At 39.0% G+C, this 24,914-nt stretch carries 21 protein-coding genes; 13 read left to right on the top strand and 8 right to left on the bottom strand.

Annotation, left to right across the window (positions count from 1 at the left end):
* Nucleotides 1–4: 4 nt before the first annotated feature.
* Nucleotides 5–673 carry a response regulator transcription factor gene (locus tag UCH001_RS08165; protein WP_067176749.1) on the bottom strand — a complete coding sequence of 223 codons (669 nt, stop codon included), beginning with the start codon at nt 671–673 and terminating at the stop codon, nt 5–7.
* The gene (locus UCH001_RS08160; protein ID WP_067176746.1) at nt 670–2,559 is read right to left on the bottom strand and encodes an FIST N-terminal domain-containing protein; all 1,890 of its coding nucleotides are present in this window, start codon (nt 2,557–2,559) and stop codon (nt 670–672) included. The genes UCH001_RS08165 and UCH001_RS08160 overlap by 4 nt, the downstream gene beginning before the upstream one ends.
* 411 nt (nt 2,560–2,970) lie before the next feature.
* Here UCH001_RS08160 and UCH001_RS08155 point away from each other — a divergent pair, with 411 nt between their 5' ends.
* From UCH001_RS08155 to UCH001_RS08110, 10 genes are all read left to right on the top strand, one after another.
* Nucleotides 2,971–5,694, top strand: coding sequence for a molybdopterin-dependent aldehyde oxidoreductase (locus UCH001_RS08155; RefSeq protein WP_067176744.1), 2,724 nt, complete (start codon nt 2,971–2,973; stop codon nt 5,692–5,694).
* Between the two features lie 68 nt (nt 5,695–5,762).
* On the top strand, nt 5,763–8,129 hold the full coding sequence (locus tag UCH001_RS08150; RefSeq protein WP_067176741.1) for a pyridine nucleotide-disulfide oxidoreductase/dicluster-binding protein: 2,367 nt from the start codon (nt 5,763–5,765) through the stop codon (nt 8,127–8,129).
* Between the two features lie 2 nt (nt 8,130–8,131).
* Nucleotides 8,132–8,335, top strand: coding sequence for a DVU_1557 family redox protein (locus tag UCH001_RS08145; protein ID WP_067176738.1), 204 nt, complete (start codon nt 8,132–8,134; stop codon nt 8,333–8,335).
* Between the two features lies 1 nt (nt 8,336).
* Nucleotides 8,337–9,071 (top strand): DVU_1556 family methyltransferase, encoded by a 735-nt coding sequence (trsM, locus tag UCH001_RS08140; RefSeq protein WP_067176736.1) that lies wholly within the window; start codon nt 8,337–8,339, stop codon nt 9,069–9,071.
* On the top strand, nt 9,064–9,510 hold the full coding sequence (locus UCH001_RS08135; protein WP_067176733.1) for a DVU_1555 family C-GCAxxG-C-C protein: 447 nt from the start codon (nt 9,064–9,066) through the stop codon (nt 9,508–9,510). The genes trsM and UCH001_RS08135 overlap by 8 nt, the downstream gene beginning before the upstream one ends.
* Nucleotides 9,511–9,515: 5 nt before the next feature.
* The gene (gene trsS, locus UCH001_RS08130; RefSeq protein WP_067176731.1) at nt 9,516–10,853 is read left to right on the top strand and encodes a radical SAM (seleno)protein TrsS; all 1,338 of its coding nucleotides are present in this window, start codon (nt 9,516–9,518) and stop codon (nt 10,851–10,853) included.
* Nucleotides 10,853–12,154, top strand: coding sequence for a DVU_1553 family AMP-dependent CoA ligase (locus UCH001_RS08125; RefSeq protein WP_197651426.1), 1,302 nt, complete (start codon nt 10,853–10,855; stop codon nt 12,152–12,154). The genes trsS and UCH001_RS08125 overlap by 1 nt, the downstream gene beginning before the upstream one ends.
* A complete protein-coding gene (locus tag UCH001_RS08120; RefSeq protein WP_067176728.1) occupies nt 12,151–13,185 on the top strand; it encodes an XdhC family aldehyde oxidoreductase maturation factor in 1,035 nt (344 codons plus the stop codon). The genes UCH001_RS08125 and UCH001_RS08120 overlap by 4 nt, the downstream gene beginning before the upstream one ends.
* Nucleotides 13,186–13,188: 3 nt before the next feature.
* Nucleotides 13,189–14,304, top strand: coding sequence for a DVU_1551 family NTP transferase (locus UCH001_RS08115; RefSeq protein WP_067176725.1), 1,116 nt, complete (start codon nt 13,189–13,191; stop codon nt 14,302–14,304).
* On the top strand, nt 14,294–14,887 hold the full coding sequence (locus UCH001_RS08110) for a histidine phosphatase family protein (RefSeq protein ID WP_067176722.1): 594 nt from the start codon (nt 14,294–14,296) through the stop codon (nt 14,885–14,887). Before UCH001_RS08115 ends, UCH001_RS08110 begins: the two co-directional genes overlap by 11 nt.
* A 40-nt stretch (nt 14,888–14,927) precedes the next feature.
* Here UCH001_RS08110 and UCH001_RS08105 read toward each other — a convergent pair whose 3' ends face one another.
* The 6 genes from UCH001_RS08105 to UCH001_RS08080 all read right to left on the bottom strand — a co-directional run bounded on the left by UCH001_RS08105 (nt 14,928) and on the right by UCH001_RS08080 (nt 20,313).
* A complete protein-coding gene (locus UCH001_RS08105; RefSeq protein ID WP_067176721.1) occupies nt 14,928–16,004 on the bottom strand; it encodes a CNNM domain-containing protein in 1,077 nt (358 codons plus the stop codon).
* A 109-nt stretch (nt 16,005–16,113) separates the two neighbouring features.
* On the bottom strand, nt 16,114–16,479 hold the full coding sequence (locus UCH001_RS08100) for a methionine-R-sulfoxide reductase (protein WP_067176718.1): 366 nt from the start codon (nt 16,477–16,479) through the stop codon (nt 16,114–16,116).
* Between the two features lie 120 nt (nt 16,480–16,599).
* On the bottom strand, nt 16,600–17,262 hold the full coding sequence (locus UCH001_RS08095) for a TrkA family potassium uptake protein (protein ID WP_067176715.1): 663 nt from the start codon (nt 17,260–17,262) through the stop codon (nt 16,600–16,602).
* The gene (locus tag UCH001_RS08090; RefSeq protein ID WP_067176712.1) at nt 17,259–18,590 is read right to left on the bottom strand and encodes a TrkH family potassium uptake protein; all 1,332 of its coding nucleotides are present in this window, start codon (nt 18,588–18,590) and stop codon (nt 17,259–17,261) included. Before UCH001_RS08090 ends, UCH001_RS08095 begins: the two co-directional genes overlap by 4 nt.
* Nucleotides 18,587–19,297: a response regulator transcription factor gene (locus tag UCH001_RS08085; RefSeq protein WP_067176710.1), complete on the bottom strand. Its 711-nt coding sequence runs from the start codon at nt 19,295–19,297 to the stop codon at nt 18,587–18,589. The genes UCH001_RS08090 and UCH001_RS08085 overlap by 4 nt, the downstream gene beginning before the upstream one ends.
* Nucleotides 19,294–20,313, bottom strand: a complete 1,020-nt coding sequence (locus UCH001_RS08080; RefSeq protein WP_067176706.1) for an ATP-binding protein — start codon at nt 20,311–20,313, stop codon at nt 19,294–19,296. The genes UCH001_RS08085 and UCH001_RS08080 overlap by 4 nt, the downstream gene beginning before the upstream one ends.
* Before the next feature lie 111 nt (nt 20,314–20,424).
* On the opposite strand from UCH001_RS08080, the gene UCH001_RS08075 reads away from it, so the two are divergent.
* From UCH001_RS08075 to UCH001_RS08065, 3 genes are read left to right on the top strand one after another with little or no spacing between them, the layout of a single operon-like run.
* Nucleotides 20,425–22,395, top strand: a complete 1,971-nt coding sequence (locus tag UCH001_RS08075; RefSeq protein WP_067176703.1) for a TonB-dependent siderophore receptor — start codon at nt 20,425–20,427, stop codon at nt 22,393–22,395.
* Nucleotides 22,395–22,955, top strand: coding sequence for a hypothetical protein (locus tag UCH001_RS08070; protein WP_067176701.1), 561 nt, complete (start codon nt 22,395–22,397; stop codon nt 22,953–22,955). Before UCH001_RS08075 ends, UCH001_RS08070 begins: the two co-directional genes overlap by 1 nt.
* Before the next feature lie 59 nt (nt 22,956–23,014).
* Complete coding sequence (locus UCH001_RS08065; RefSeq protein WP_145973120.1) at nt 23,015–24,907, top strand: long-chain fatty acid--CoA ligase; 1,893 nt, start codon at nt 23,015–23,017, stop codon at nt 24,905–24,907.
* Nucleotides 24,908–24,914: the final 7 nt, after the last annotated feature.

The following is a 24,914-nucleotide window of genomic DNA, read 5'->3' as shown; positions in this document are numbered from 1 at the left end:
GCGTTTAAAGACAAGGCGTTTTTACCATATACCCAATGCCTCTCACATTCACGATGAAATCTTCTTTAAGATGATTTTTCAAACGATTGATCTCTGTTCGTATGGTAGCGTCATCTACGAACATATCGCAATCTCCCCAAACACTTTCTCTAAACATATCATAACTACAGACAAAACCTCGGTTGTGTGTTAAAAACTCTATGATTTGAAGTTGTCGTTTTGAGAGTACTTGAGGTTCTTTGTTAAAGTAAAGTGTCATCGTCTCACAATCAAAGCTGTATGCAGAAGAGAGGACTTTGTGGTGCATCTCTTTTTTAGCAGTTTTTGAAATGCGGTCAATACGGATACCAAGCTCTTTGAGATGAAACGGTTTTTTCAAGTAGTCATAACACCCAAGTTCAAACGCTCTTGAGATGTCTTCAATGTCGATAAGCGTTGAAATAAAAATAATAGGTATGATTTTCTTTTGTGCGTGTAATTTTTCTAAAATGCTGAGTCCATCGATGTTGGGAACATTGATATCGAAAACGAGTAGGTCAAACTTCTCTTTTTCCAAGATTTCTAAACAGACGTTGCCATCTCGTACAGACGTGATGACATGACCAATGGTTGTCAGGTACTTTGCGATAGATTCGTTAAGAAGTATGTCGTCTTCTAATAAAAGTATTTTCATGCGTTCTCGATTTTAAATTGATACGAAAAGGACGTTATGTTTTCATCTGAATGCACTGTAATTTTCACGTTTTCTTCCTTACAAAGTCTTTTAACGAGATTGAGTCCTAGTCCAAAGCCATCTTGAGATTGTTCTTCACGGTAGTATTCTTCAAAGATTTTCTTAGGTTCTTGAATTTTACGTGAATGAGATGCTATGGTAAAACGGCAACTCTCTTCATGTTTATATAAAGATACAACGATTTTTTCATTTTCAAACGTGTATTTGATGGCATTGGTGATGTTGTTGTCGATGATACGTTGTAATTTTGTCTCATTAAAATGGATGAACATCTCATCCGCATTGGTTTCAAAAACAAACATGGATTTTGCTTTGTTTGCCACTTGTGCAAAAAAGTCAATACGACTACGAACATAGTCCACCAAATCGATGTTTTGTTTAAGATAGGTAATATGGTCTTTTTTTACCAAATAACTTAAATCATCGTACATAGAAAAGATATTTTTGACAGCAACTTCGATGTTTTCCAAATAAGCATTTTTACCAAATTCCATCTCATAGAGTTCGATGTTGTTCATGATGGCATTAAGCGGTGTATTCATCTCATGAACGGTGTAACGCAAAAATTGTCTGTGAGAGGTCAGCAAATTATTTGAGTAGTTCATCTGTTTTTCTAGGCGCTTAGACTGTTTGTCATAGTCACGTGCGCTTTGTTCAACCAAATGTGTTAAAGATTCGATCGTTTTAGAATAAAAAGGGTTTTTCTTTGCATCATCATTGCGTGCGCTCGCTAAAGTGCACACATTTTTTTCAGATTCGCTTAGTGCAACAACCGTCAATGTTTGGTTGAGAAGCTTATTATGTCCGTTGTAGTGGTAAAACTCAGAATAGGTAAAAAAGCCTGATGCTGGTGCCATTTTTGAAAAGGAGCCGATGCCAAGTTTGATTAGAAAAGGCATAAATCGTCTGCGTGCCATACAGGAGAAAACATAAAAGGTTTCTATATCGATGGCATGTAGGTTTTTTAAGACCTCTATGGGGTCTTTTATCAAAGATTCGGCATCCCCAAACCCAATACGCACCTGGTCACCTTCTTCGAGGTTTCCACTAAAACTCAAGCTTCCGTCTTCGTGTTTGCCAATGACAGCGCGTGCCATGATGACACCATGTTTTTCAAGAATGAGTGGAAACTCGATGCGTGAGAAATTGCAACCTAAGTATTTATCGTAAAAATAGGCTGCTTTCATGTCATCGATAAGATAGACTCTGTTATCGCGAACTTTTGTTATGGTATGTTTGAGTCCTATAGGTTTCCAGTCAAATTTATAATCGGTCGCTACTTTCAAAATATCGGAATTGAGCGAAACCCCTACGATTCCTTCACTAAGAATCGTGTTTTGTGAGGAGATGAAAGTTCGCTCAAATTTGCCATTATCTCCTGCCATACCACCACAAATAGGAATAGTCGCATTGAAAGACTCGATACCATGCAAAAACTCTTCGGCATTCATACGTGTGCCATCAGAAAAAAGAATAAGCAGTTTTGTGTTTGGCGTAACCAACTCTGATGCCAATTTTACGCCACATTGGAATGAGTCTTTATCTTGTATGTAAGCAGTTTTAATGAAAGTGTGTTCAAAAATGCTAATGGAGATAACACTACGTAGTGTGGTTATAGAGTCGCCATAAATTTCACCATCAGTCGTTGTACCAATACAAATCGCTTTTGGAATGTGACTTAAAATAACCCCCGTTAGGTATGTCAATACCTCTTTATCTTGACCGCAAAAGATCTGCACCAACACGTTGTTTTCATGCTCAAACAACGAAAAATCAATGATGTCTTGCAGTACACCTGTTTCATAGCAAAAGTTGTAGGTTCTCATAAAAGGCATCTCCCATTTAGAGGCTATAAAGTAAAGGCAAGAAGGAAAATGAATACGATTTAGTATGTAACCATATCACACATTAGCCAATTTTTTGATGATAGTGATTTTGAATAGGCCCCCTTGCTATACTCATGCTACATTCGTACTATATTATCTTTCGTAGAGATTAAAGTAAAAAATACATATCTTACGGGAGGAAAAACAAAGATTCTACAAAACATGAGTGATGCAGTGAGTTGTGAAATGTGTGGCGGTTTTAAAATGGTGAGATTTTTGAAAATTCATGTCTTATGATATGCAAAAATAGCATATTAAATAAAGTAAATATGGTTTTTCAGAAAGCTTATGTCTATAAATATGCTTTTTTTGCATATATGTTTGCAAAAACTATATTGTCGAGGTACAAACATGTTAAAAAGAACAATAATTATCAATGGGGTTAAAACAACATTAGTTGCGGAAGCGGAAGAAAAATTATCGGATGTGCTTAGAAAACAGTTGGGTCTTACAGGCACAAAAGTAGGTTGTGGTAGCGGTGAATGTGGTACGTGTACCGTCATTCATAATGGTAAGCTTATTCGTGCGTGTATTACAAAGATGAAAAAAGTGGAAGATAATGATGAAATCATCACCATTGAAGGCGTTGGTACGAAAGACAAACTTCATCCACTTCAAATCGCTTGGATGGTACACGGTGGCGCACAATGCGGCTTCTGTACTCCAGGCTTCATCGTCTCAGCAAAAGCACTTTTAGAGCAAAACACTAACCCAACCCGTGAAGAGGTGCGTGACTGGTTCCAAAAAAATAAAAATCTATGCCGTTGTACAGGTTATAAACCTCTTGTTGATGCGGTTATGGATGCAGCAAAAATTATTCGTGGCGAGCTTAGTGTGAAAGACTTCTGGAAAACCATTCCTGAGGGTGCTTCTTTAATTGGCTCATCGCTTGTACGCCCATCTGCAATGGCAAAAGTCATGGGAACATGGGACTTTGGTGCGGATCTTGGTCTTAAACTTCCTTCTAACACACTTCATGCAAAAATCGTTCAAGCAAAAGTTTCTCATGCGAACATCATCTCTATCGACACCGAAGAGGCTAAAAAAGTTCCTGGTGTCGTTGCGGTACTTACTTATAAAGATGTTAAAGGAACAAATCGCATTAACGGTTTGGCATTCCCATCTAACAAAGGCGATGGTTTAGATAGACCAATCTTAAATGATAAAAAAATCTTCCAATTTGGTGATGCTATCGCGATTGTTTTGGCAGAAAATGAAAAAGCGGCTCATGCAGGTGTGGATAAAGTGAAAGTTGAAATTGAAGAGTTACCAGCGTATATGAACGCTCCAGATGCGATGGCAGAAGATGCGATTGAGATTCACCCTGGCACTCCTAACGTTTATTTTACCAACTATATCGCTAAAGGTAATGAGACAGATGCGATCATGAAAAGTGCTCCATACGTAGCAGAAGATAGCTTCTATACTCAAAGACAACCACACTTACCACTCGAGCCAGATGTTGGTTTTGCGTATGTTAATTATGAAGGAAAACTCATTATTCACTCTAAGAGTATCGCACTTCACTTCCATGCCTTGATGATCGCTGAAGGTCTTGGTATGAAAGCTGAGGATGTCTTTATCGTTCAAAACAACATTGGTGCGACATTTGGTTATAAATTTAGTCCAACGATGGAAGGACTTTTAGGTGTTGCAACATTAGCGACTGGCAGACCAGTATACCTTGAGTTCAATATGTTCCAACAAATTACCTATACAGGAAAGCGTTCACCATTCTGGACAACCATGAAAATGGCTGCTGATAAAGAGGGAAAAATCTTAGCGCTTGAGTCTGATTGGAGCGTTGATCATGGTCCATACTCTGAATTTGGTGATCTTCTTACACAACGTGGTTTCCAATTTGGTGGAGCTGGTTATAACATTCCTAATATCCGTGGTAATGGACGTACTGTTTGTACCAACCATGGTTGGGGCTCAGCATTTCGTGGATACGGTGCCCCTGAAATCATGTTCCCTTCTGAAGTACTCATCGATGAACTTGCAGAAAAAGTGGGAATGGATCCATTTGATTTCAGATACAAAAACATCTATCGTGAGGGTTCTACTACTCCAACAGGTTGTGCACCAGATGCATACTGTTTAGAAGGACTCTTTGATAAATCACGCCCAGTCTATGAACTTGCTAAAAAAACAGCTGCAAGTAAAAATGCAGCCAGCGATGGCACTAAAAAATACGGTGTTGGTGTTTCAGTGAACATCTATGGTTGTGGTTTGGATGGTCCAGATACTTCTGAGGCATGGGCAGAAATCACACCAAAAGGTGTTGCGATTGGTACATCATGGGAAGACCATGGACAAGGTGCAGACATCGGTACACTCACGTATGCGCATGAAACACTAAGACCACTTAACCTTACCATAGATCAGATTGATCTTGTGATGAACGACATGACTAAAACTCCAAACAGTGGACCATCCGGTGGTAGCCGTCAAAACCTTATGACAGGTAATGCGATCACCGTTGCGTGTAAAAATCTCCTTGAAGGCTTGAAAAAAGCAGATGGCACATACCGAACATACGAAGAGATGGTTGCAGAAGGTCGTGAGGTTAAATACATGGGTAAATGGACAGCGCCATGTACAGACACACCTCCAACAGGCGGACAAGGTAACCCATTTGCAGGTTATATGTATGGTGTATGTGTAGCTGAGGTTGAGGTGGATGTCAAAACAGGTAAAACCAATGTTGAAAAAATGACACTCACTTCTGACATCGGTACTATCATCAACAAATTAGCAGCTGATGGACAGATGTATGGTGGTTTGGTTCAAGGTATCGGTTTGGCACTGAGCGAAGACTTTGATGATTTGAAAAAACATACAACACTCACAGGTTGTGGTATTCCAAAAATCAAAGATGTACCAGATAGTCTCAACCTTATCTACACAGAAACCAAAAGAGCCAATAACTTCTATGGTGCTTCTGGTGCTGGGGAGATGCCTTTGGCAGCGCCTCATGCAGCGATTATTAACGCGATTTACAATGCGTGTGGAGCAAGAGTGACTCACTTGCCAGCACGTCCTGAAAAAGTTTTAGCAGCGTTAACTAAATAGCCATAATGTAGTGATGGGTGAGATATGAGGGTGTCTCACTCATCTTTTAATAAACGAGGAGAGAAAGAATGGATTTAGATAAATTATTGGAAATTGGCAATCAGTGTATTCATTCAGAACCTCCCACATGTGTGGCGTCCTGCCCTGTACATATGGATGTGATTGCCTTTGCTCACGAAATAGAAAAAGGTGATTTTGCTAAAGCGTACAAAATCATGGAAAACAGAATCCCTTTTGCAAGGCTGATTGGAAAGATTTGTGATCATCCGTGTGAATCGGTGTGTATGCGACAAGAGTGCGGTGGGAGTATTCGCATCAGCGAGCTTGAAAAAACCGTGATTGATTTAGGCTATATGCCCCCTAAAAAACCACTGCTTTTACCTAAAAACAAGGGTTCTGTTGCAGTCATTGGTGGAGGGCTCAGTGGCATTGTTGCCGCAACGGAGCTCGATAAAAAGGGCTATAAAGTTACTATTTTTGAAAAAACAGACCGTTTGGGCGGTTCACTTTGGTCGTCTGCTGGAAAAGAGCTTGAGGTTTCCATTCTCGAAGAAGAGCTCTCAACGGTAGAAAAAAGAGGTATTTTGGTGCAATATAATGCCGAAATATCAGATGATGATCTAAAAAATTACTGTAAAAATTATGATGCGCTCTACTTAGGAGCGGGTAGTTGGGATAAAGATTATGAGATCAATCCTCATACATTCCAAGCCAATGAATCCTCTTTATTTATCGGAGGAAAAATTCAAACAAAAAACAATTCCATTATTGATGCGATTAGTTCAGCTAAACGCGCAGTCGTTTCGATAGATCGTTATATTACTAAAACCTCCATGCTCGCTTCCAGAGAGCGTGAAGGCATTTTTAAAACAAAATTAGAATTTAACATTAAAAAAGTAGAACCTCTTGAAGCTACGGTAAAACATGCGGATAGGTATGATGAAAATGAGGCGATAGCAGAGGCAAAACGATGCCTTAAATGCCAATGCAATGAGTGTATAAATGCGTGTGTGCATTTACAACGCTTTAACATTACCCCAGATAGTTACATCCGTACCATCAATCAAAATGAACGCATAATCCTAGGCACACACCATGCGAACAAAATGATCAACTCCTGTACGGAGTGCGGTTTGTGCAAAGCGGTATGCCCTGTGGGAATTGGTATGGCGGACATCATTCATGAAACACGCCGAAGTATGGTTGAAAAGGTCAAAATGCCTATTTCTGCGCATGATTTTGCGCTTAAAGATATGCAATTTAGCAACAGCGATGCTTTTTCGCTAATTCGCGCTCAACCGAGCAAAGAAGCGTCAAAAAATCTCTTTTATTACCCCATGATTGCCTTTTCAGCATATGCGAGAGGGCTTTACAAGGGCTCTGGGAAAACAGGGTATCTCTTTTATCCAGGGTGTCAACTTAGTTCTACGCATACAGAGTATATCGGAGATATTTATAAGCATTTAGTAGGAGCGATTAAAGACAAAGACGAGGACAATGATGTAGGGCTTTATTTGGGCTGTTGTGGCGCTCCTGCAGATTGGGCAGGACGGGATGATTTGATGCCTGAAAGTATAGAAAAAATTTATAAAACATGGCAAGAGATGGGCGAGCCTACGTTCATCTTAGCGTGTTCGAGTTGTGCTGCGACGTTTGAGAAGTATTTGTCGATGATTAAGACGATCTCTTTGTGGGAAGCCTTTGACACCTATGGTCTTCCAGCGGTGGACATCAAAAAAGGAAAACGTGAGCTTTGCATCCACGATGCGTGTGCGACAAGACACAATGCAGGGCTTCATGCAAGTGTACGAAACATCGTTAAAACCTTAGGTTACAGCGTCCATGAGTTGGAGTACTCCAAAGAGAAAGCAAAATGCTGTGGTTACGGTGGTTTAGTCTCCAATGCCAACCCTGAACAAGCAGAGGACTTTGTAAAAGACCGCATTGCTGAGTGTGAAGACGATGTTTTAGTTTATTGTGCGATGTGTAAAGATACCCTAGTGAAGGGCAATAAACGAACCTATCATATTTTAGACATCATTTATGGCAATGAAGTAAACCAAGGAACAGCTCAAAAAATGCCAACGCTTTCGGAGCGACAAAACAATCGTAAACGCCTAAAATACAAGCTTCTTAAAGAGATATGGAATGAAGAGGAGAGTGATATGAATCCATCGTATAACTTTACGTTGACGATTCCTGATGCAGTTATAGCATTGATGGAAAAGCGATTTATCTTGCAAAGTGACATTGAAAAAGTGGTTGAAAACTCTCTAACGCATAAGGAGCGTTTTTATAACCCCCAAACATCGGATTATCTCGCACGTCTTAGAGTCCAAAATGTGACGTTTTGGGTGAAGTATGAGGAGCAGCAGGGCAGTGACATTATCGTGAAAGATGTCTACAGCCATAGAATGGAAGTGGTGGAAAAATAACAATGGAAAATCAAACAAAAGAAGCACAATGGATGTGTGACAAGTGCCATGAAGCGCTTGTAGTCGAAAAAGTAAGAGTGTGCTATCTGGAGGGCAGTTTTGAAGTTGAACTTTTAAAATGCCCAATCTGTAAGATGGTTTTTATCAGCGATGAGCTAGCGATGGGAAAAATGCTCGAAGTCGAAAAAGGGCTGGAGGATAAGTAAGATGGTCAATGTGTATGAGAGCTGTTGTATGCAAGAAGCGACAGGAGAAACCCTACGTCCAGGAGGGTTTAAACTGACCGAGCAAGCAGTTCATTTTTGTGCTCTTAATGAACAATCACGTGTCCTTGACCTTGGTTGTGGCATGGGCGCAACAGCCTCGTACCTTTTCCAAAACTATGGAATGAAACTAGTAGGCATTGACCCATCCGAGAAGCTACTCAAAATCGCTAAAGAAAAAAATCCTTTTGCAACGTTTGTAAAAGGAACGGGAGATTTTCTTCCTTTTACAGATGATCATTTTGAGTGTGTATTGGCAGAGTGTACGATGTCATTGATGCATGATTTGCCACGTACTTTAAAAGAGTTGTACAGAGTTTTAAAAGATGAGGGTTGGTTTGTCATCAATGATGTGTATGCCAAAAATCCAGAAACACTAGACTTAATGGACACATTTTCCATGACCTCATGTATGCGTGGAATGCATGATTTACTCTCTTTGCAAGAACAGCTCGAGATGACAGGTTTTACCGTCATGCTTTTAGAAGATTGCTCTATGTTACTCAAAGAGCTTATGGTCAAAATTATCTTTTCTCATGGCTCAATGAAGGCTTTTTGGGGCAAAACCATTGAAGGAGCAGCGACTCAAACATGCTGTTCTTTTGAAGAAAATATCAAACAGTGCAAACCAGGTTACTTTATGTTAATCGCCAAAAAAGGAGGCAATACCAATGGATGATTTATCTCTACGTTTATTTAAACTCTCATCAGAGGGTTTTTGTTGTGCGCAGATTATGTATAAGCTTGCTCTTGAAGACGAAGGCTCACGAAATGATGATCTGATTCGTGCCGCACAAGGGCTGTGCCGAGGCATCGCAGATACTCAAAAAACCTGTGGGGTACTTACAGGTGGTATCGGTGTTTTAGGGCTTTATGGTGCAAAAGGCAATGAAAATGAAGCTTGTAAAGATGATTTTTTACAGATGATTCAAGAGTTCCATACGTGGTTTAAAGCTGAATTTGGCTCAACCAAATGTGTTGCGCTCATTGAAGAGAGAGATTTTGCTAGTGGAGATCAGAGCTTTAAGCCTATTTGTGCTGGCATCATTCAAAAAGCGTATGTCAAAGTCTATGAGATTTTGCAAGCACACGGCTATGAATATGGCAATAGAGAGTAGATAAAATGACATCAAATCCTGTAATGCAGACACAAAGCCTCTGTCCTATCTGTTTACGCAAACTTGATGCTTTTATTGTCGAAGAGGACAATAAAGCCTTGATGCTTAAAACGTGTTTGGTACATGGATCATTTGAAACGATCGTGTGGCGTGGCAAAACGCCGATACATGAGTGGATACGCACTAAAGAAAGAGCATACATCAAAAATCCTCGCACACAGGTGGATCAAGGCTGCCCTTATGATTGTGGGCTTTGTAGTGAACATAGACAACATACCTGTACCGCACTCATTGAAGTCACCAATCGTTGTAACTTAAGCTGTCGTTTTTGTTTTGCAGATGCAATGGATGGGAAAAATAAAGATCCAAAATTACAACAGTTACAGTTTCAATTTGAGAGTATCCTAAAAACATCAGGTAAATGCAACATTCAGCTCTCAGGCGGTGAGCCAACCGTTAGAGATGATTTGCCCCAGATTGTGCGTATGGGTGTGGAGCTTGGCTTTCCTTTCATTCAGGTCAATACCAATGGCATTCGCATGGCTAAAGATGAAGCCTATGTGAAAGCCCTAAAAGAGGCAGGTCTTAACTCAATCTTTTTACAATTTGATGGAGTCGATGATGCGATTTATGAACATTTACGTGGAAAAGCGCTGTTTGAGGTTAAATGCAAAGCCATTGAAAATTGCCGAAAATTTGGCATTGGCGTGGTGCTTGTTCCTACCATTGTTCCCCATGTCAATGTGTGTAGCATCGGTGAAATCATCCGTTTTGGCATCGATCACTCTCCTACGGTAAGAGGGGTGCATTTTCAGCCAGTGAGTTATTTTGGGCGTATTCCAAAAGCGCCTAAGGATGAGGAGCGTATCACTTTGCCTGAGGTAATGGAGCATATTTGTGCACAAACGGATGGTATGGTTTCCTTAGAGAGTATGCAACCCCCAGGATGTGAAAATGCACTTTGTTCGTTTCATGGCAATTACCTCATAGAAGAGGGTGTGTTAAAGCCTGTTAACAAACGCTCTTGCTGTTCAAGTGGCAATGAAAAAGCAGAAGTGGGTGCAGAAAAAGCCAAAGCCTTTGTGGCTCGAAACTGGTCGTATGAAAAACAAGCACCCGATGCAAAACTCTCTGATTGGGATGCCATACTAAGCACTATTTACAACAATGCGTTTAGCATTTCAGGTATGGCGTTTCAGGATGCGTGGAATGTCAATTTAGAACGTATAAAGGATTGTTGTATTCATGTCTCGACATTGGAAGGGAAGTTGATCCCTTTTTGTGCTTACAACCTTACCAATAACGAAGGCGAATCTCTTTATAGAGGTTCAAAGAGGTTATGATGATGCATACTACACCTTTAGAGCGTTGGATACTTGAGCGTACAGCGTTAAAGAGCTCAACCCAAGAGGCACTGCAAGCTTATCAGCTTGGAGAAATTCAAAAAACGCTTACGTATGCGAAAGAGAAGAGTCGGTTTTATCAACGCACACTCAGTGACATTGATCTGCACTCTATCAATTCACTGAAAGATTTTGAGTGTATCCCGTTTACAACGCCTGAGGATATTAAGCAAAGTGCCCATGATTTTGTCTGTGTGCCAAGCAGCGATATAGAACGCATCGTCACGCTCAATACCTCAGGCACCACAGGTGATGAAAAGCGTCTCTTTTTTACCCATGAAGATTTAGAAGCGACGATAGATTTTTTTCAGTATGGAATGAACTGCTTGGTGGATGAGAACGATAAAGTCATGGTACTGCTTCCGGGCGTAGCGCAAGCAAGCATTGGGGACTTGCTCAAAAAAGCACTTTCACGTTCAAACATTGAGTGTGTTGTGCATGGTCTTTTAAATGATGTGGAAAAAACCGCGCAGTGCATTGAAGAGCATAAGATTACCTGTATCGTGGGTATTCCTATGCAGGTACTTTACCTAAGCAAGCTCAAGCCAGAGCTTTTTTATACGCACATCAAAAAAGTGCTTTTAAGCACTGACTATGTACCTGATGCCCTAGTTGAGGCACTCTCAAAGGATGGAGCGTGCAAGGTCTATAACCATTATGGTATGACAGAGATGGGCTATGGTGGTGGTGTTGAGTGCGAGTGTCTTCATGGTTACCACGTAAGAGAGAATCATCTCTATTTTGAGATTATTAACCCCATCACCTGTGAATGTGTAAGTGATGGCGAGTATGGCGAGGTTGTTTTTACAACGTTTAGCCGTCAAGCAATGCCACTCATCCGCTACCGAACAGGTGATATAGCGCGTTTTTCCACAAAACCTTGTGCGTGTGGCACATTTTTGAGAACAATGGAAAAAGTGCGTGGTCGCATTGAAAATAAAGTATGCATTCATGGGCATGAGATGCATTTAAGAGATTTTGATGAAATCCTTTTACGGTTTGCGCCTATAGTGGATTATACGCTGAATGTGAGTGAGAATGATGTTGTGCATATCACATGTATTGTGAGTAGCAAAGAGGCGTATGAAAAGAGTGAACAAGAGATGATTAGGCACATAAGGGAGCGTTTTTCTTTTGGATTTACACTCTCTTTGGAAAATGTGGAAGACGACTATTCACCAAAAATTACCAATAGCATGATAAAACGAAAATTACGAGACAGCAGAGGAGATAAGCGATGAAAACTATCATTGAACATATTGTCGATAGTTTAAATGAACAAAATGAGATTGTGACCGCTACGATACTACAAAAAAGCGGTTCAGCGCCTAGAGAAGCGGGTGCAAAGATGGTGATTCGCAAAGATGGTTTCATTGAGGGTACGATTGGTGGTGGGACACTAGAAGCGATGGCGATGCAGTTAGCGCCTGAAATCTTTAAAACGAAAAAGTGTTCTATCGAAGATATAGAGCTGACAGATGATGACGCAAGAGCGGCTGGTATGGTGTGTGGTGGCGAAGTGAGTGTTCTTTTAGAGTATTTAAACGCCCTAGACATTCACCAGCTCAATACCTACCACAAAGCCAAAGAGCTCAAAGCCACTGAAACAGATTTTGTGGTGATAACAAAGGTATCAGATGCTAGCAAGCGTATTACGGGTAAGCATAAATGGATTTGTACCGAAGATGATCTCTTTGGCGAAGAAGATAAAGAAGTTCAGGGCATTGTACGGGAGCTTCGAGAGAATTTTAATCATATAAAATTTCATCTCTATTTGGGCAAACAGCGCTATATGATTGAGCCTTTTTACGATACCCAAAGACTTTACATCGTTGGAGCAGGGCATGTTTCTCAACAAATAGCGGCTTTGACCAAAACGTTAGGCTTTTATACTGTTATCATTGATGACAGAGAAGCTTTTGCGAACAAAGAGCGTTTCCCAAGTGCCGATGAGGTGCATGTGGTTTCTTCAACCTATGAGAATTTGCAACAAACAGTACATATCCCTAAAAATAGCTATATTGTCATTGTTACGCGAGGAGTTGATAAAATCGTTTTAGAACAAGCACTCACCATGAAAGCCAAATATATTGGCATGATCGGTAGTAAAACGAAACGCAATTATGTGTACAACTTGCTTCTGAATGAGGGATTTGATCAAAAAGATTTGGATGCAGTATGTTGTCCTATTGGTGTTTCGATTAATGCTCAAACACCAGAAGAAATTGCGATTAGCATCGTAGCAGAGCTTATCAAAGCAAGAAGAAGTTAACCCATGCAAAAGAGCGACATCGCTGTTCTTATCATCGCTGCTGGGTATTCTTCAAGGATGCATGAGTTTAAGCCCCTTTTACCTTTAGGCAAAACCAGTGCCTTACAAAGACTCATAGAGACGTATAAGGCGCATGGTTTAAACCATATCTATGTGGTAGTGGGGCATCGTCACAAAGAGATCGAAGAGGTTTTAAAAGATGAGCATGTGACAGTGATTTATAACGAAGCGTATGACAAAGGGATGTTTAGCTCCATTCAAAAAGGGCTTGGTCCTATCGATATCGATGGAAGGATAAGTGCATTTTATATGAATCCTGTGGATATACCACTCGTTAAAGGGCAAAGCCTTGAGCGTTTGTTTGAAGCGTATGTAAGAGAAAAAAAAGGGGTGATTTACCCCACTTTTTTAGGACATAAAGGGCATCCTCCACTCATTGATATGAAGTATAAAGAGCATATTCTCTCAAGCGATGGAGAAGGCGGGCTTAAAAGAGTTTTAGAAGCCTTTAATGATGATGCACTCTATGTCCCTGTTTATGATCAAACCGTACTGATGGATATGGATACCAAAGAAGATTATGAGACGCTTTGTATGTATGAAAAAAGAACTGCTCCAACAGAAAAAGAGTGTTTGGCTTTGATGTATGAAAATGGTGTGGATGAACATATTATCGCGCATTGTCAAGCAGTTGAAAAAATGGTACAGATCATTCTTTTTGAACTCTCTTGCATAAAAATTGTGCTTGATAAAAATGCGCTATTGGCTGCTGCATTGTTGCATGACATCGCGCGCAAAGAGAAAAATCATGCTGATGTGGGTGCTTTAAAACTAAAAACATTGGGCTATGAAGCTATAGGCAATATCATTGCGACACATATGGATATTGTTGTGGATGAAAATGTACCATTGAATGAAAATGAACTGCTTTTTCTCGCCGATAAATTGGTAAGCGAAGATGAGGTATGTGGTTTTGAAAAGCGCTTTGAGAAGGCGTTTTTAAAGTGTGCAGGGAATTTTGATGCGCAAAAAAACATTATGAAGCGTTTGAATGCGACTAAAATGATTATAAAGAAGATTGAAAATTTAACAGGGAAAGTGTTTCATTATGGTTTATAGAGTGTATCTGATGCGTCATGGGCATGTTGCAAATGGAAACGAAAAGCGGTATCTTGGTCGTACTGACGTCCCTTTGGATGCAGCGGGTATAGCGCAAGCAAAAACCTTGCATAAGTATTTTAAAACCATTCCCATTGACGCTGTTTTTACAAGCCCCTTGAAGCGTTGTGTACAAACTACTGAAATTGTGTGCGAAGGTAAATGTGGACATTATGAAAGGGTAGAAGCATTTACTGAAATCGATATGGGTGATTGGGAAAATGTACCTATGACTCAGATAAAATCAGCCTATCCTGAATTGTATGCCAAAAGAGGGGATAATTTGGAGTATTTTACACCACCCCATGGTGAGAGTTTTCACGATGTGGCTACACGTGCTAGGTATGCTTTTGATGCTATTACACATCATGCAACAGGTACGATACTCATTGTTGCTCATGCAGGTGTCAATAGGACAATCCTTGCTAATATATTGGGCATTTCAATCAATGAAATGTTTTGTATAGAACAGCCTTATGCCTGTGTAAATGAGCTGATATGGAATGCAAAAAAAGTACAGTGGGATAATAAGAGAGTTTTCTAAAGAGGCTCATTGTTAGAGGCCTCTTTAGTGTTTAGTGTTATTAATTTACTTTTGCTTTTTCGAGTTTTTTACGCTCGACTTTCATGCGGTCTTGGAATTTTTTACTTCTATCTTTTGCAAAGAGTTGCATATCTTCGACTTCATCCATCTCATCAACAATTTCAACGCCTAGAAGCGTTTCTATGGCATCTTCAAGAGTAACAACACCTGCTGTTTGTCCATAGCTGTCAAATACTATGAAAAGGTGTGTCTTTCGTTTTACAAACTGGTCGATGAGGTTTGGAACAGGAAGATTTTCAGAAACCATATGCACTTCATGCGCAATGTTTTCAAGTGTAATCTTATCATGGTCTTCGACACTCTCTTCAAGGATGCGTTGGTTAAAGACAATACCCACAACATCATCCAGTGTTTCTCCAAAAATAGGAATACGTGAGTGTATATACATACGGTCATCTTCAATCGCATCTTCAATCGTCGTTGTTGCAGGTAATGCAAATACAACGCTACGAGGAGTCATAATATCTTTAGCTTTAATATTTTTGAGTTTTAAAAGGTTTTCGATCAGATCACTCTCTTTACTTAAAATAGAACCATCTCTTTCACCCATCGCAACAACAGCCATAATTTCATCACGAGAGTAGTTGTGATGGCTTTTTTTATTGCGCGAAATATAATTTGTCAGCAAAGATGAAACCCATACAAATGGATACGTCAATGTCACAAGGAATGAGACAAGGTATGCTGATGGAATGAGAAGTTTTTTCCAATAAATCGCACCAATGGTTTTAGGAATAATTTCTGATGCGTATAAAATTAATAGTGTAACGACAAAGGCAACAGCTGTTTGCCACTCATTTCCAAAAAGAAGTTGGGCTTGTGCACCAACACCTGCGGCACCCATTGTGTGGGCAAAAGTATTGAACGTTAAAATAGATGAAATAGGCACGTCAATGTTTGCTTTAAGCTCTTTTAGTTTTGCAATAGCATTTTCATTGAGGTCTTTTGGCAACGTTTCAATGTAAGAATTTGTGCAGGAGAGTAGAACGGCTTCTAATATAGAGCTCATAAACGTAATGATAAGCGTAAGGCTAAGATAGACAATGAGTAGGGTCATAGGATTACTCCTAGAACAGAAAGAAGTAAGCTACACGAGTCCGGTTCACTGGGGGACATTCAAAATTCCTTTAAAATAATTTATTGTGTATTATAGCATAAACCAAAAACTACCCTTTTTCAGGGACAAAAATGAGTGAAAGAGAATTCACGCAGTGCCTTGTATTTTTAGGGGTAAATCCTTCTCCCTCAAATACATGTCCTAAGTGCGCTCCACAGGCGTTACAGAGGATTTCAGTGCGTCTGCCATCACGGTCAGTTTCACGCTTAATCGCTCCTTGTATCTCATCATCAAAACTAGGCCATCCACAGCCAGAGTTAAACTTGTCATTTGATGTATATAGTGGAGTATGACAGCGTTTACAGAGATAAACTCCTTTTTCATAAAAGCTATTATATGCCCCAGAATAGGGCATCTCTGTACCTTTGTGTACGATAATACGCTCTTCTTCAGGTGTGAGAGGATGTAACTTCATGATGTTTCCTTATGCGATGGTGAAAAAAGAGGCATGAAGGTTTTGTATTTTAGATAAAAAGCCTCTTTTTTTGAGAATGTTATAACACCTTTTCATTAAAAGAGGCTTGAGGTATTGAGATTAGTTCTCAGATTTTGTTAGATTTCTTAGTTTCTCAATGAAAGCTTTTTTCCCGATAAAGGCAAGCATATCATTTTCGCGAATTTTATAGGTTTTTTCAACATCAAATGTCCAGTTATCACGGGTTTTACATGCAATGAGATGGATTTCATTTTCGAACATGGCTTCAATGTCTTTGACTTGTTTGCCAATGAGTGATTGAGTGACTGAAAATTTAGCGATTTTGATGGTACTACTAAAGTCAACTTGGTCAATGACAACATTTCCAACAAGATTTTCCACTAATTTTTTAGCCGATTCTCGCTCAGGATAGATGACTTTAAATGCACCCAGACGCGCTAATATCTCGCCGTGTGTCAGCGTAATTGCTTTTGCGATGATGGTTTTGTTCTCTAGTTCTTTAAGCGCCATCAGTGTTAAAATACTCGCTTCAATGTTTTCACCAATACTGATAATAACCGTATCTAGCCCTACAACACCCGCTTCTTGAAGTGCTTTGATATCGGTACTGTCTAAGATGATGGCATCTTCAATGTATTCGCTAATGACTTGGATCTTATGAGGGTCGTTGTCGATGGCGATGATGTCCATACCTTGCTCCGCCAATCCTTTTGCGATATGAAAGCCGAACTTTCCAAGTCCTATAACGGCATATGTTTTCATAATAAAATCCTTCCTTCTGGGTATTGTATATGTTTGATTTTTTCTTTACCTATAATGAGAAATCCAAAAGCAAAAATTCCCATACGTCCAATGAGCATAAGTGCTATGATGATGGATTTTCCAAAAGGGCTAAATTTTTCTGAAAGACTGAGCACATCGCCATTTCCAACAGAAACACCTACGGTACAAAAAGCAGATACGACTTCAAACAGTGTTTTCATAAAGTTGGAGTGTTGGGTTTCGACCAAAATAATAGTCGTTGTAATGGCTATAAATGAAGCAACAAGGATAATCGCAGAAGAGCGGTTGATGACCTCTTGTGTGATCGTGCGTTTAAACGCATTTGGTGCTTGATTGCTAATCTTAATGGTATGAATTGTGGCAATGATAAGAACTGCAACGGTTGTAATTTTGATACCACCTGCGGTACTTCCCGCTCCACCACCAATCATCATGTAAATGGTTGAGCAAAAGAGTGATGAGTCACTTAATTGAGAAAGGTCAAGGCTGTTAAAACCTGACGTTCTAAAATTGACTGAGAGGAAGAAACTATTAAGCACGCTGTGGGATAAAGACATGTTTTTAAAAACACCGGCATTGTCCCATTCAATCGCCAAGAACAGCAGTGTTCCAGAGACAATTAAAATCAAAGTACCTACTAGTGTAATTTTAGTATGTGCAGAGAGCATAAACCGTTTATGCGTTGCTTTTGCATGAATCTCGACTAAGACTAAATAACCAAGACCTCCTAAAATAATGAGTAATCCTATGGTAACTAAAACGGTGAAATCTGTTTGATAGCCTAGAAGGTTGTCTCTAAATGTTGAAAAACCAGCATTGTTAAAGGCGGCGACTGAGTGAAAGATGCCTTGCCATATAGCTTTATTGAAAGGCATATGTGTGGCAAAACGCATGGTTAAAATAAGTGCACCTAAAGTTTCGATGATGAGCGTAAAGAGAAAAACTTTTTTTAAAAAGTGTTGAATGTCAAGGTTGGTAGAGTAGTTAAGCGACTCTTTTGCCATATTCTTTTCATGAATGTTTAGATTCTTTTTCATAAATAAGAAGAAAAGAGTGACAATACTCATGTAACCAACGCCACCGACTTGCATGAGTACAAGAATAACAAATTGCCCAAAGAATGTGAAATCTTCAGGTGTGATTTTGACAACTAACCCTGTCACGCATGTTGCGGATGTTGAAGTGAAGAGTGCATCGATAAATGCTAATTTTCCGATATGAGCAAAAGGAAGCATCAATAAAACAGCCCCAATGAAAACAACCGTTAAATAGCTAAAAAAGATAATCCGTAAGGTCTTTTGATTCATTCAAGTCCTTTTTCATGTTCATAATGGCAAGAGAAACGATACCCTATACTAGACTCTGTTGTAATATATTCTGGTCGTGTAGAGCTTTTTTCAATTTTTTTACGCAAAGAATTGATATACGTTCTAAGATACTGCATCTCATTTTGATAACCAACACCCCAAACCTCTTTGAGGATTTGTTGATGGGGCAGGACTTTATTGGCATTTTGCATGAGATAGCGCAGTAAATTATACTCTGTTGGAGTGAGTTTTAAAAGAGCGTTTCTAAGCGTTACCTCTTTTTTTGTAAAATCAATAGAAATATCTTTACATGTAAGGATTTCGTGTGAAATGTTATGGTCTACACGTCTGAGTGTTGAACGCACACGCGCGAGTAACTCACTGGTTGAAAAAGGTTTTGTGACATAGTCATCTGCGCCTAAATCAAGCGCTGCAATAATCTCTTTTTCATCATTGCGTGCTGAAAGTACAATGATGGGTGTTTTACTCTCTTTGCGAACCACTTTGATGAGACTCTTACCATCACCATCAGGGAGCCCCAAATCAAGAATAATAAGCGTAGGGTTGTAGCTTATAAATTCTCGCTTGGCCATAGCAAGGTCATTGGCATGACGTGTTTTAAAACCATACTCTGTGAGTGAAATGGTTAAGAGTTTTGAGATAGCATCGTCATCTTCAACAATTAAGATCAATTCATTCGTTTTCATTCATACTCTTTTTGAAGCTTGGTTGGTAATTTAGTAATTGGGAAGAGTATCTCAAAGCATATGCCATTATCTAGGTTATAGGCTTTAATTTTTCCATTATGCGCTTTTACAATGCTCTGGCAAATAAAAAGTCCGATACCACTCCCCGAAATATCTTTAGCATTTTCAAAACGATAAAATTTATCAAAAATAGTTTCCAAGTTTTGTTCTTTTAATGGGGTACTCTCATTAAAAAAAGTGATGTTTACACTTTTTTCTTCTTGTGAAATGGAAATGCTGATCTGTTTGTTTTGATTAGAGTATTTGAACGCATTATCTAAAAGATTGGCAAAAAGGCGCACCAAAAGGTTGTAATCACCCCAGAAAAGTTCCAAGTTTGGATCAACATGCAATGTAAGTCTTTTTTGGATATGCGCTTCATCAAAGTCTTGTAAAGCAACACCCAAAATATCTTCAAGATCACACCATTCCATCTTTAACTTAAGGTGTTTGTCTTTCAGTCTGGCATTGTCTAAGAGGTTGTTGATAAGTCTATGCATTTTATCGGAGCTATTTTTGATGTCATGCAATAAAATGCTTTTCGTTTCAGCACTCATCTTTTGATCTTCCAAAAGAAGTGTAATAGAACCTAAAATAGATGAAAGAGGTGTTTTAAGATCGTGTGAAAGGGTATTTAATAAAATCTCTCTAATCTCATTGGTTTGAATTTTTTTTGCTTGCGCTGTGATAATGTAGCCAACCAATAAAAAAATAGCAAAACTCCATAAGTAGATGGCATCATGGACACTGAAGCTGTAAATAGGCGGGACATAGAGAACATTAAAAAATAAAATGGCTATCAGTGCAATTAGTGCAGTGGCATAAAAGTTACCACGAAGAGCTACTACAATGATGGGAATGAGATGAATGAGTGCGATGTTGACAAGCTCTAAGTAGTCTTGAAACAACATACTAATAAGCGTAATGATCATTAAAACAATGAATGCCGTTAGAATGTAGTTGTAGCGATGGAGCAAGACACATCCTCATGATCAATTTACTCTTATTATAGAGCAGAATGCATCAAAAAGTTATCAAAATGGCTACTTTTAGGATAAAATAATTTTCCCAAATTTTAAGGAGAATGAATGAAAAATCTGAAAGGATTTAGAGGAAAGTACTTTAGCCTAGCGGCAATACTTGCTTTAAATGCTACGATTGCACTTGCGAGTGAAGGACAAAGTGTCGTAGATAATGAGAAGCAATTGTATACGCCAAAAGCAGAAGCATCCTCTGAAACAACAGAAGTACTTGAAGAAAGTGCTGCGCCTGTTGTGGTGATCTCAAAGAAGATCAAAGAAAAAAAGTCTGAAGTCTATACCGCTTCCAAATCCTTGGTCAGTGCGACCAATATTACCGATAATGTCAGCATTATCACCTCCGAAGAACTCTCTCTCAAAGGCATTACTTCTGTTACAGACGCTCTTAATACCATTCCTGGCGTAAGCTTTGCTTCCAATGGCGGACTTGGTAAATCAACGGGTGTCTTTATGCAAGGTATGTCAAATAAATATATTTTGGTTCTTGTTGACGGTGTTCGATATAACGATCCTAGCAATACTTCTGGAGCCGATTTTAGTCAATTATTGATCGGTGATATCGAACGTATTGAGGTCATTAAAGGTGCGCAAAGCGGTGTATGGGGTGCTGATGCTGCAGCGGGTGTCATTAATATTATTACAAAAAATGCACAAAATGGGACACATGGAACAGCGGGTATTGAAATGGGAAGCTATGGCCGTAGAAGTGCCAACACGTCGATTTCTCATAAAACTGATCAATTTGATGTGATGCTCTCTGTTGAACGCGTTACAGAAGATGGTTTTACCAGTCAAGCGCCTTGGGGTGAAAAAAATATAAAACAATATGAAGATGACCCTTACCGAAATACGACAGTGAATTTTAAAACGGGCTATTGGATCAATCCATATAATCGTATTGAAGCGGGATACCATGATGTGAACGCGCTAAATAGCTATGATGAAAATACGCCCAATGATGAACAACATAGTGATATCAGAAATCGTTCGGGATATGTAAGCTATAAATATTTTGTGGGAAATCATGCGCTTGAAACGACACTCACACAAAGTAGTTTCATCAAAAAAGAGTTAGATGCTGCTTATGGGGTGAGCGATTATAAAGGTGAAATACCTTCGATTGAAATGAAAGATACGTGGAAATATTATGATAAAGGTGCGCTTGTTTTAGGAACTTCGTATGAAAAACGTGAAATTGAATACACGCAAGTAGGTGCTCCGAAAGAAGAACGTGACGATAATGCTAAAGCACTGTATATCAATAACACCAATCAATTTTCTCAACTGGTGCTAACAGAAGCCCTTCGATACGATAAGTTTAGTGCATTCGAGGATAAAGTCACAGGCAAAGTCGGCGCGAAATATCTTTTTACCGATCAATTCAATCTATATACCAACTATGGAACGGCATACAAAACACCTTCAATGCTTGACATGATCAATATTTGGGGTGCAAGTAATTTTGATTTAAAACCTGAAAATATTAAAAGTTTTAATGTGGGTTTACAGTATGCTGGTTTAACGATCAACTTTTTTAGAAATGAGATTGAAGATATGATCGACTGGGACAGTGCAACGTCGAAAAATGTCAATATTGATGGGACTTCAATTATGCGGGGTGTTGAAATTTCCTATGAACAACAGCTGATGCAGTCTTTGTTAATGGGTGGAAATTACACCTATGTGGATGCTAAAAAAGAAGACGGTACACGTTTGACAAGACGACCTCGTTATCAGAGTACCCTTTATACAACGTATATGCCAATCAAAAAATTAGCATGGAATCTTAATGGTACGTATATTGGTTCTCGTGCAGATCAAGATTTTTCAACATGGCCAGCTAGTAAAGTCGATACAGGAAACTATTTTGTTGCCAATACAAAAGTGAGTTATCAAATTGACCCAACGTGGAATGCATATGTTAAAGTCAATAATATTTTCGATCGATACTATCAAACTGCCTATGGCTTCGCTTCTGCACAGCGCAGTTATTACTTAGGCATGGAAGCTAAATTCTAATGACAATTAGCCTACGACCTTACCTTTGGTATAAGCTACTCAATTCCCTCTTTTTTGGGCTTGCAGTGGGGAGTGTTTTTGTGCTGTATACACCACTTGAGCCTTCCGTGTTTTCACTTGGAGGCATTGGGTTAGCAGTAGGCTTATTGATTGTGGCAAAAATGTACGAGAAGATGATGAATCTTCTCGTCTTTTACCGCATAACACTTTTAGTAGAGATACTCTCGCTACTAATCGTCATAAGCTTTCTTATTTTTCAGTACAACTACCAGAATGTACTTTTTATCTATATCTCTTATCAACTGACGTTTGTTTTTGGAAACTACCTGATGCGTATGGAAACACTTGCTTTAAAACGAACAGCTTTACTTTCATTTGCCGATGTCATAAAACAACAAGGTTATCTTGCAGGGATGGTTATTTCTTATCTTTTTTATAAAATCATCGAGTTCTTTGGTGTTATCAATAAAGAGAGTCAAGTGTATTACCTACATGTAGGGCTTTTAATTGTTCAAATCGTAATTATTTACTGCATTTTTAAAGCATTTCGCTCAAGATAAGCTTCTCTTTCAGGAATAAAGATTACAATAAAGCTAATTTGAATTGTTAAGGATTGTGCTTGCATCGTGAAGAAAACACGTTGTTTCATATGTTTATCAAGACCTATGAACAGCATAAAGAGAGAAAAGCTTTTATTTATAAAGTAGCAGATAAAGAATTTGAAGTTAGTTATGAAAAATTATTTGAAGATGTTTTAGTCCTTTCTCGTGCCTTTAAGGCAAAAAAGATTGAGAAGGGCTCAAAAGTCATGTTTTTATGTGACAATCGTTATGAGTGGATGGTTACAGATTTAGCGCTGATTTCTTTGGGTGCTATTGGTATTCCAAGAGGATGTGATACACCTACACAAGAGCTGGAGTTCATCCTTTCTCATTCAGGAGCTGAGTTTCTTATCGTTGAAGATGAGCATATCTATATTCGTCATGAGAAGATGTTGGAGCATCTGAAACTCAAAGCTATTTTTATTCTTGAAGCACCTAAAGTACACTCTTTTTTAAGCAATATCTATTCGTACAAAGATATTTTGAAAGATCGCATCATTCATACCAATGAAGTAGCAGAGTTCATTGCATCCAAAGAGACATTGGATGAAGAAGATATCGTTACAATCATCTATACATCAGGCACGACAGGTACCCCCAAAGGCGTTCCTCTAAGCCATAAAAACATTATGTATAATGTGCGAGAACTTCCTCCTCTGATCGCACTCCAAAGCAGTGATGTATGGGTTTCCATTCTTCCTTCATGGCATATTTTTGAGCGTGCCGCCGAATATGTAGCCCTTTCAAAAGGATGTTGTACGGTTTACTCGACCATTAAAACATTTGCAAGCGATCTAGAAGAGTATAAACCAACGATCGTTGCTACGGTTCCAAGACTTTGGGAGTCAATGTACACCAAAATCAATACCGCATTAGAGAAGAAAGATCCCAAAAAGGCAAAATTATTTAATAAATTAGTCGCCATCTCAGCTGCCTATAATAGGGCAGATCGTGTTATAAAAGATGAACTTCCTTGTTTTGAAAAGCGCTCTTTCCTTTTTCGATACATAGATAAAACGATTGCTTTTATAAAACGTTTATTGCTCACTCCTTTAAATGCACTAGCAAAGAAAAAACTTGCTCTTGTGCAGGAAAAATTTGGTGGAAGATTACGTCTTGCTGTAAGTGGTGGTGGAGCTTTACCTGATTTTTTAGATGCGTGGATTGATGCTATTGGCATTCGTATTGTCAATGCATATGGCATGACAGAATGCGCTCCAACAATTGCAGGACGTGCTCTTCAGTGCAATACATTTTCAACTTTAGGACTTCCTGTAAATGGCACGACACTTAAAATCGTCAATAAAGAGGGCGACCAAGTCGGTGCAGGTGAAGTCGGCGAGATTTGGGTAAAAGGTGAACAGATCATGCATGGGTACTACCAAAACCCAGAAGAAAATGCGAAAAGTTTTAGTGAAGATGGCTTTTTTAAAACGGGTGATCTTGGTAAGTTAACTCTTAAAGGTGAACTTGTTATCACAGGACGCTCAAAAGAAATTATTGTTCTTGCTAGTGGCGAAAACGTAGATCCAAGTCGCATAGAATCTACCATTTCGATGTTGCCGTTTATTACCGATGCAATCCTTGTAGGACACACTAAAAAAGGACTTGGCGCACTTATCGTGCCAGATTTTGAAAAACTTAAAGAGTATGTCGCTGTACATTTTAATAAAGCTGTACATAATATTGAGCAAGTGATGGAAGATAAACAGATCGTCGCTAAAATTAAAAGTGAGATGAATGATCTTTTGCATCAAGGACAAGGGTTTAAACCATTTGAAAAATTACAAAATATTCATTTTTTAGAAAAAGAGTTTACTGTAGGTGAAGAACTGACAAATACATTTAAAAAGAAACGACACGTTATAGAGAAAAAATACAAAGAGATTATCGACAAATTTATTCATTAAAAAGGGG

The organism is Sulfurospirillum sp. UCH001, assembly GCF_001548035.1.
GTDB lineage: Bacteria > Campylobacterota > Campylobacteria > Campylobacterales > Sulfurospirillaceae > Sulfurospirillum.
Note: the sequence above shows the minus strand (reverse complement) of the source record. Positions and strands in the feature narration are given on the sequence as shown.

Excerpts from the sequence above, each read along its gene's own strand:
- UCH001_RS08165 (WP_067176749.1), bottom strand. The coding sequence starts at position 673 with ATGAAAATACTTTTATTAGAAGACGACATACTTCTTAACGAATCTATC.
- UCH001_RS08160 (WP_067176746.1), bottom strand. The coding sequence starts at position 2,559 with ATGAGAACCTACAACTTTTGCTATGAAACAGGTGTACTGCAAGACATC.
- UCH001_RS08155 (WP_067176744.1), top strand. The coding sequence starts at position 2,971 with ATGTTAAAAAGAACAATAATTATCAATGGGGTTAAAACAACATTAGTT.
- UCH001_RS08150 (WP_067176741.1), top strand. The coding sequence starts at position 5,763 with ATGGATTTAGATAAATTATTGGAAATTGGCAATCAGTGTATTCATTCA.
- UCH001_RS08145 (WP_067176738.1), top strand. The coding sequence starts at position 8,132 with ATGGAAAATCAAACAAAAGAAGCACAATGGATGTGTGACAAGTGCCAT.
- trsM (WP_067176736.1), top strand. The coding sequence starts at position 8,337 with ATGGTCAATGTGTATGAGAGCTGTTGTATGCAAGAAGCGACAGGAGAA.
- UCH001_RS08135 (WP_067176733.1), top strand. The coding sequence starts at position 9,064 with ATGGATGATTTATCTCTACGTTTATTTAAACTCTCATCAGAGGGTTTT.
- trsS (WP_067176731.1), top strand. The coding sequence starts at position 9,516 with ATGACATCAAATCCTGTAATGCAGACACAAAGCCTCTGTCCTATCTGT.
- UCH001_RS08125 (WP_197651426.1), top strand. The coding sequence starts at position 10,853 with ATGATGCATACTACACCTTTAGAGCGTTGGATACTTGAGCGTACAGCG.
- UCH001_RS08120 (WP_067176728.1), top strand. The coding sequence starts at position 12,151 with ATGAAAACTATCATTGAACATATTGTCGATAGTTTAAATGAACAAAAT.
- UCH001_RS08115 (WP_067176725.1), top strand. The coding sequence starts at position 13,189 with ATGCAAAAGAGCGACATCGCTGTTCTTATCATCGCTGCTGGGTATTCT.
- UCH001_RS08110 (WP_067176722.1), top strand. The coding sequence starts at position 14,294 with ATGGTTTATAGAGTGTATCTGATGCGTCATGGGCATGTTGCAAATGGA.
- UCH001_RS08105 (WP_067176721.1), bottom strand. The coding sequence starts at position 16,004 with ATGACCCTACTCATTGTCTATCTTAGCCTTACGCTTATCATTACGTTT.
- UCH001_RS08100 (WP_067176718.1), bottom strand. The coding sequence starts at position 16,479 with ATGAAGTTACATCCTCTCACACCTGAAGAAGAGCGTATTATCGTACAC.
- UCH001_RS08095 (WP_067176715.1), bottom strand. The coding sequence starts at position 17,262 with ATGAAAACATATGCCGTTATAGGACTTGGAAAGTTCGGCTTTCATATC.
- UCH001_RS08090 (WP_067176712.1), bottom strand. The coding sequence starts at position 18,590 with ATGAATCAAAAGACCTTACGGATTATCTTTTTTAGCTATTTAACGGTT.
- UCH001_RS08085 (WP_067176710.1), bottom strand. The coding sequence starts at position 19,297 with ATGAAAACGAATGAATTGATCTTAATTGTTGAAGATGACGATGCTATC.
- UCH001_RS08075 (WP_067176703.1), top strand. The coding sequence starts at position 20,425 with ATGAAAAATCTGAAAGGATTTAGAGGAAAGTACTTTAGCCTAGCGGCA.
- UCH001_RS08070 (WP_067176701.1), top strand. The coding sequence starts at position 22,395 with ATGACAATTAGCCTACGACCTTACCTTTGGTATAAGCTACTCAATTCC.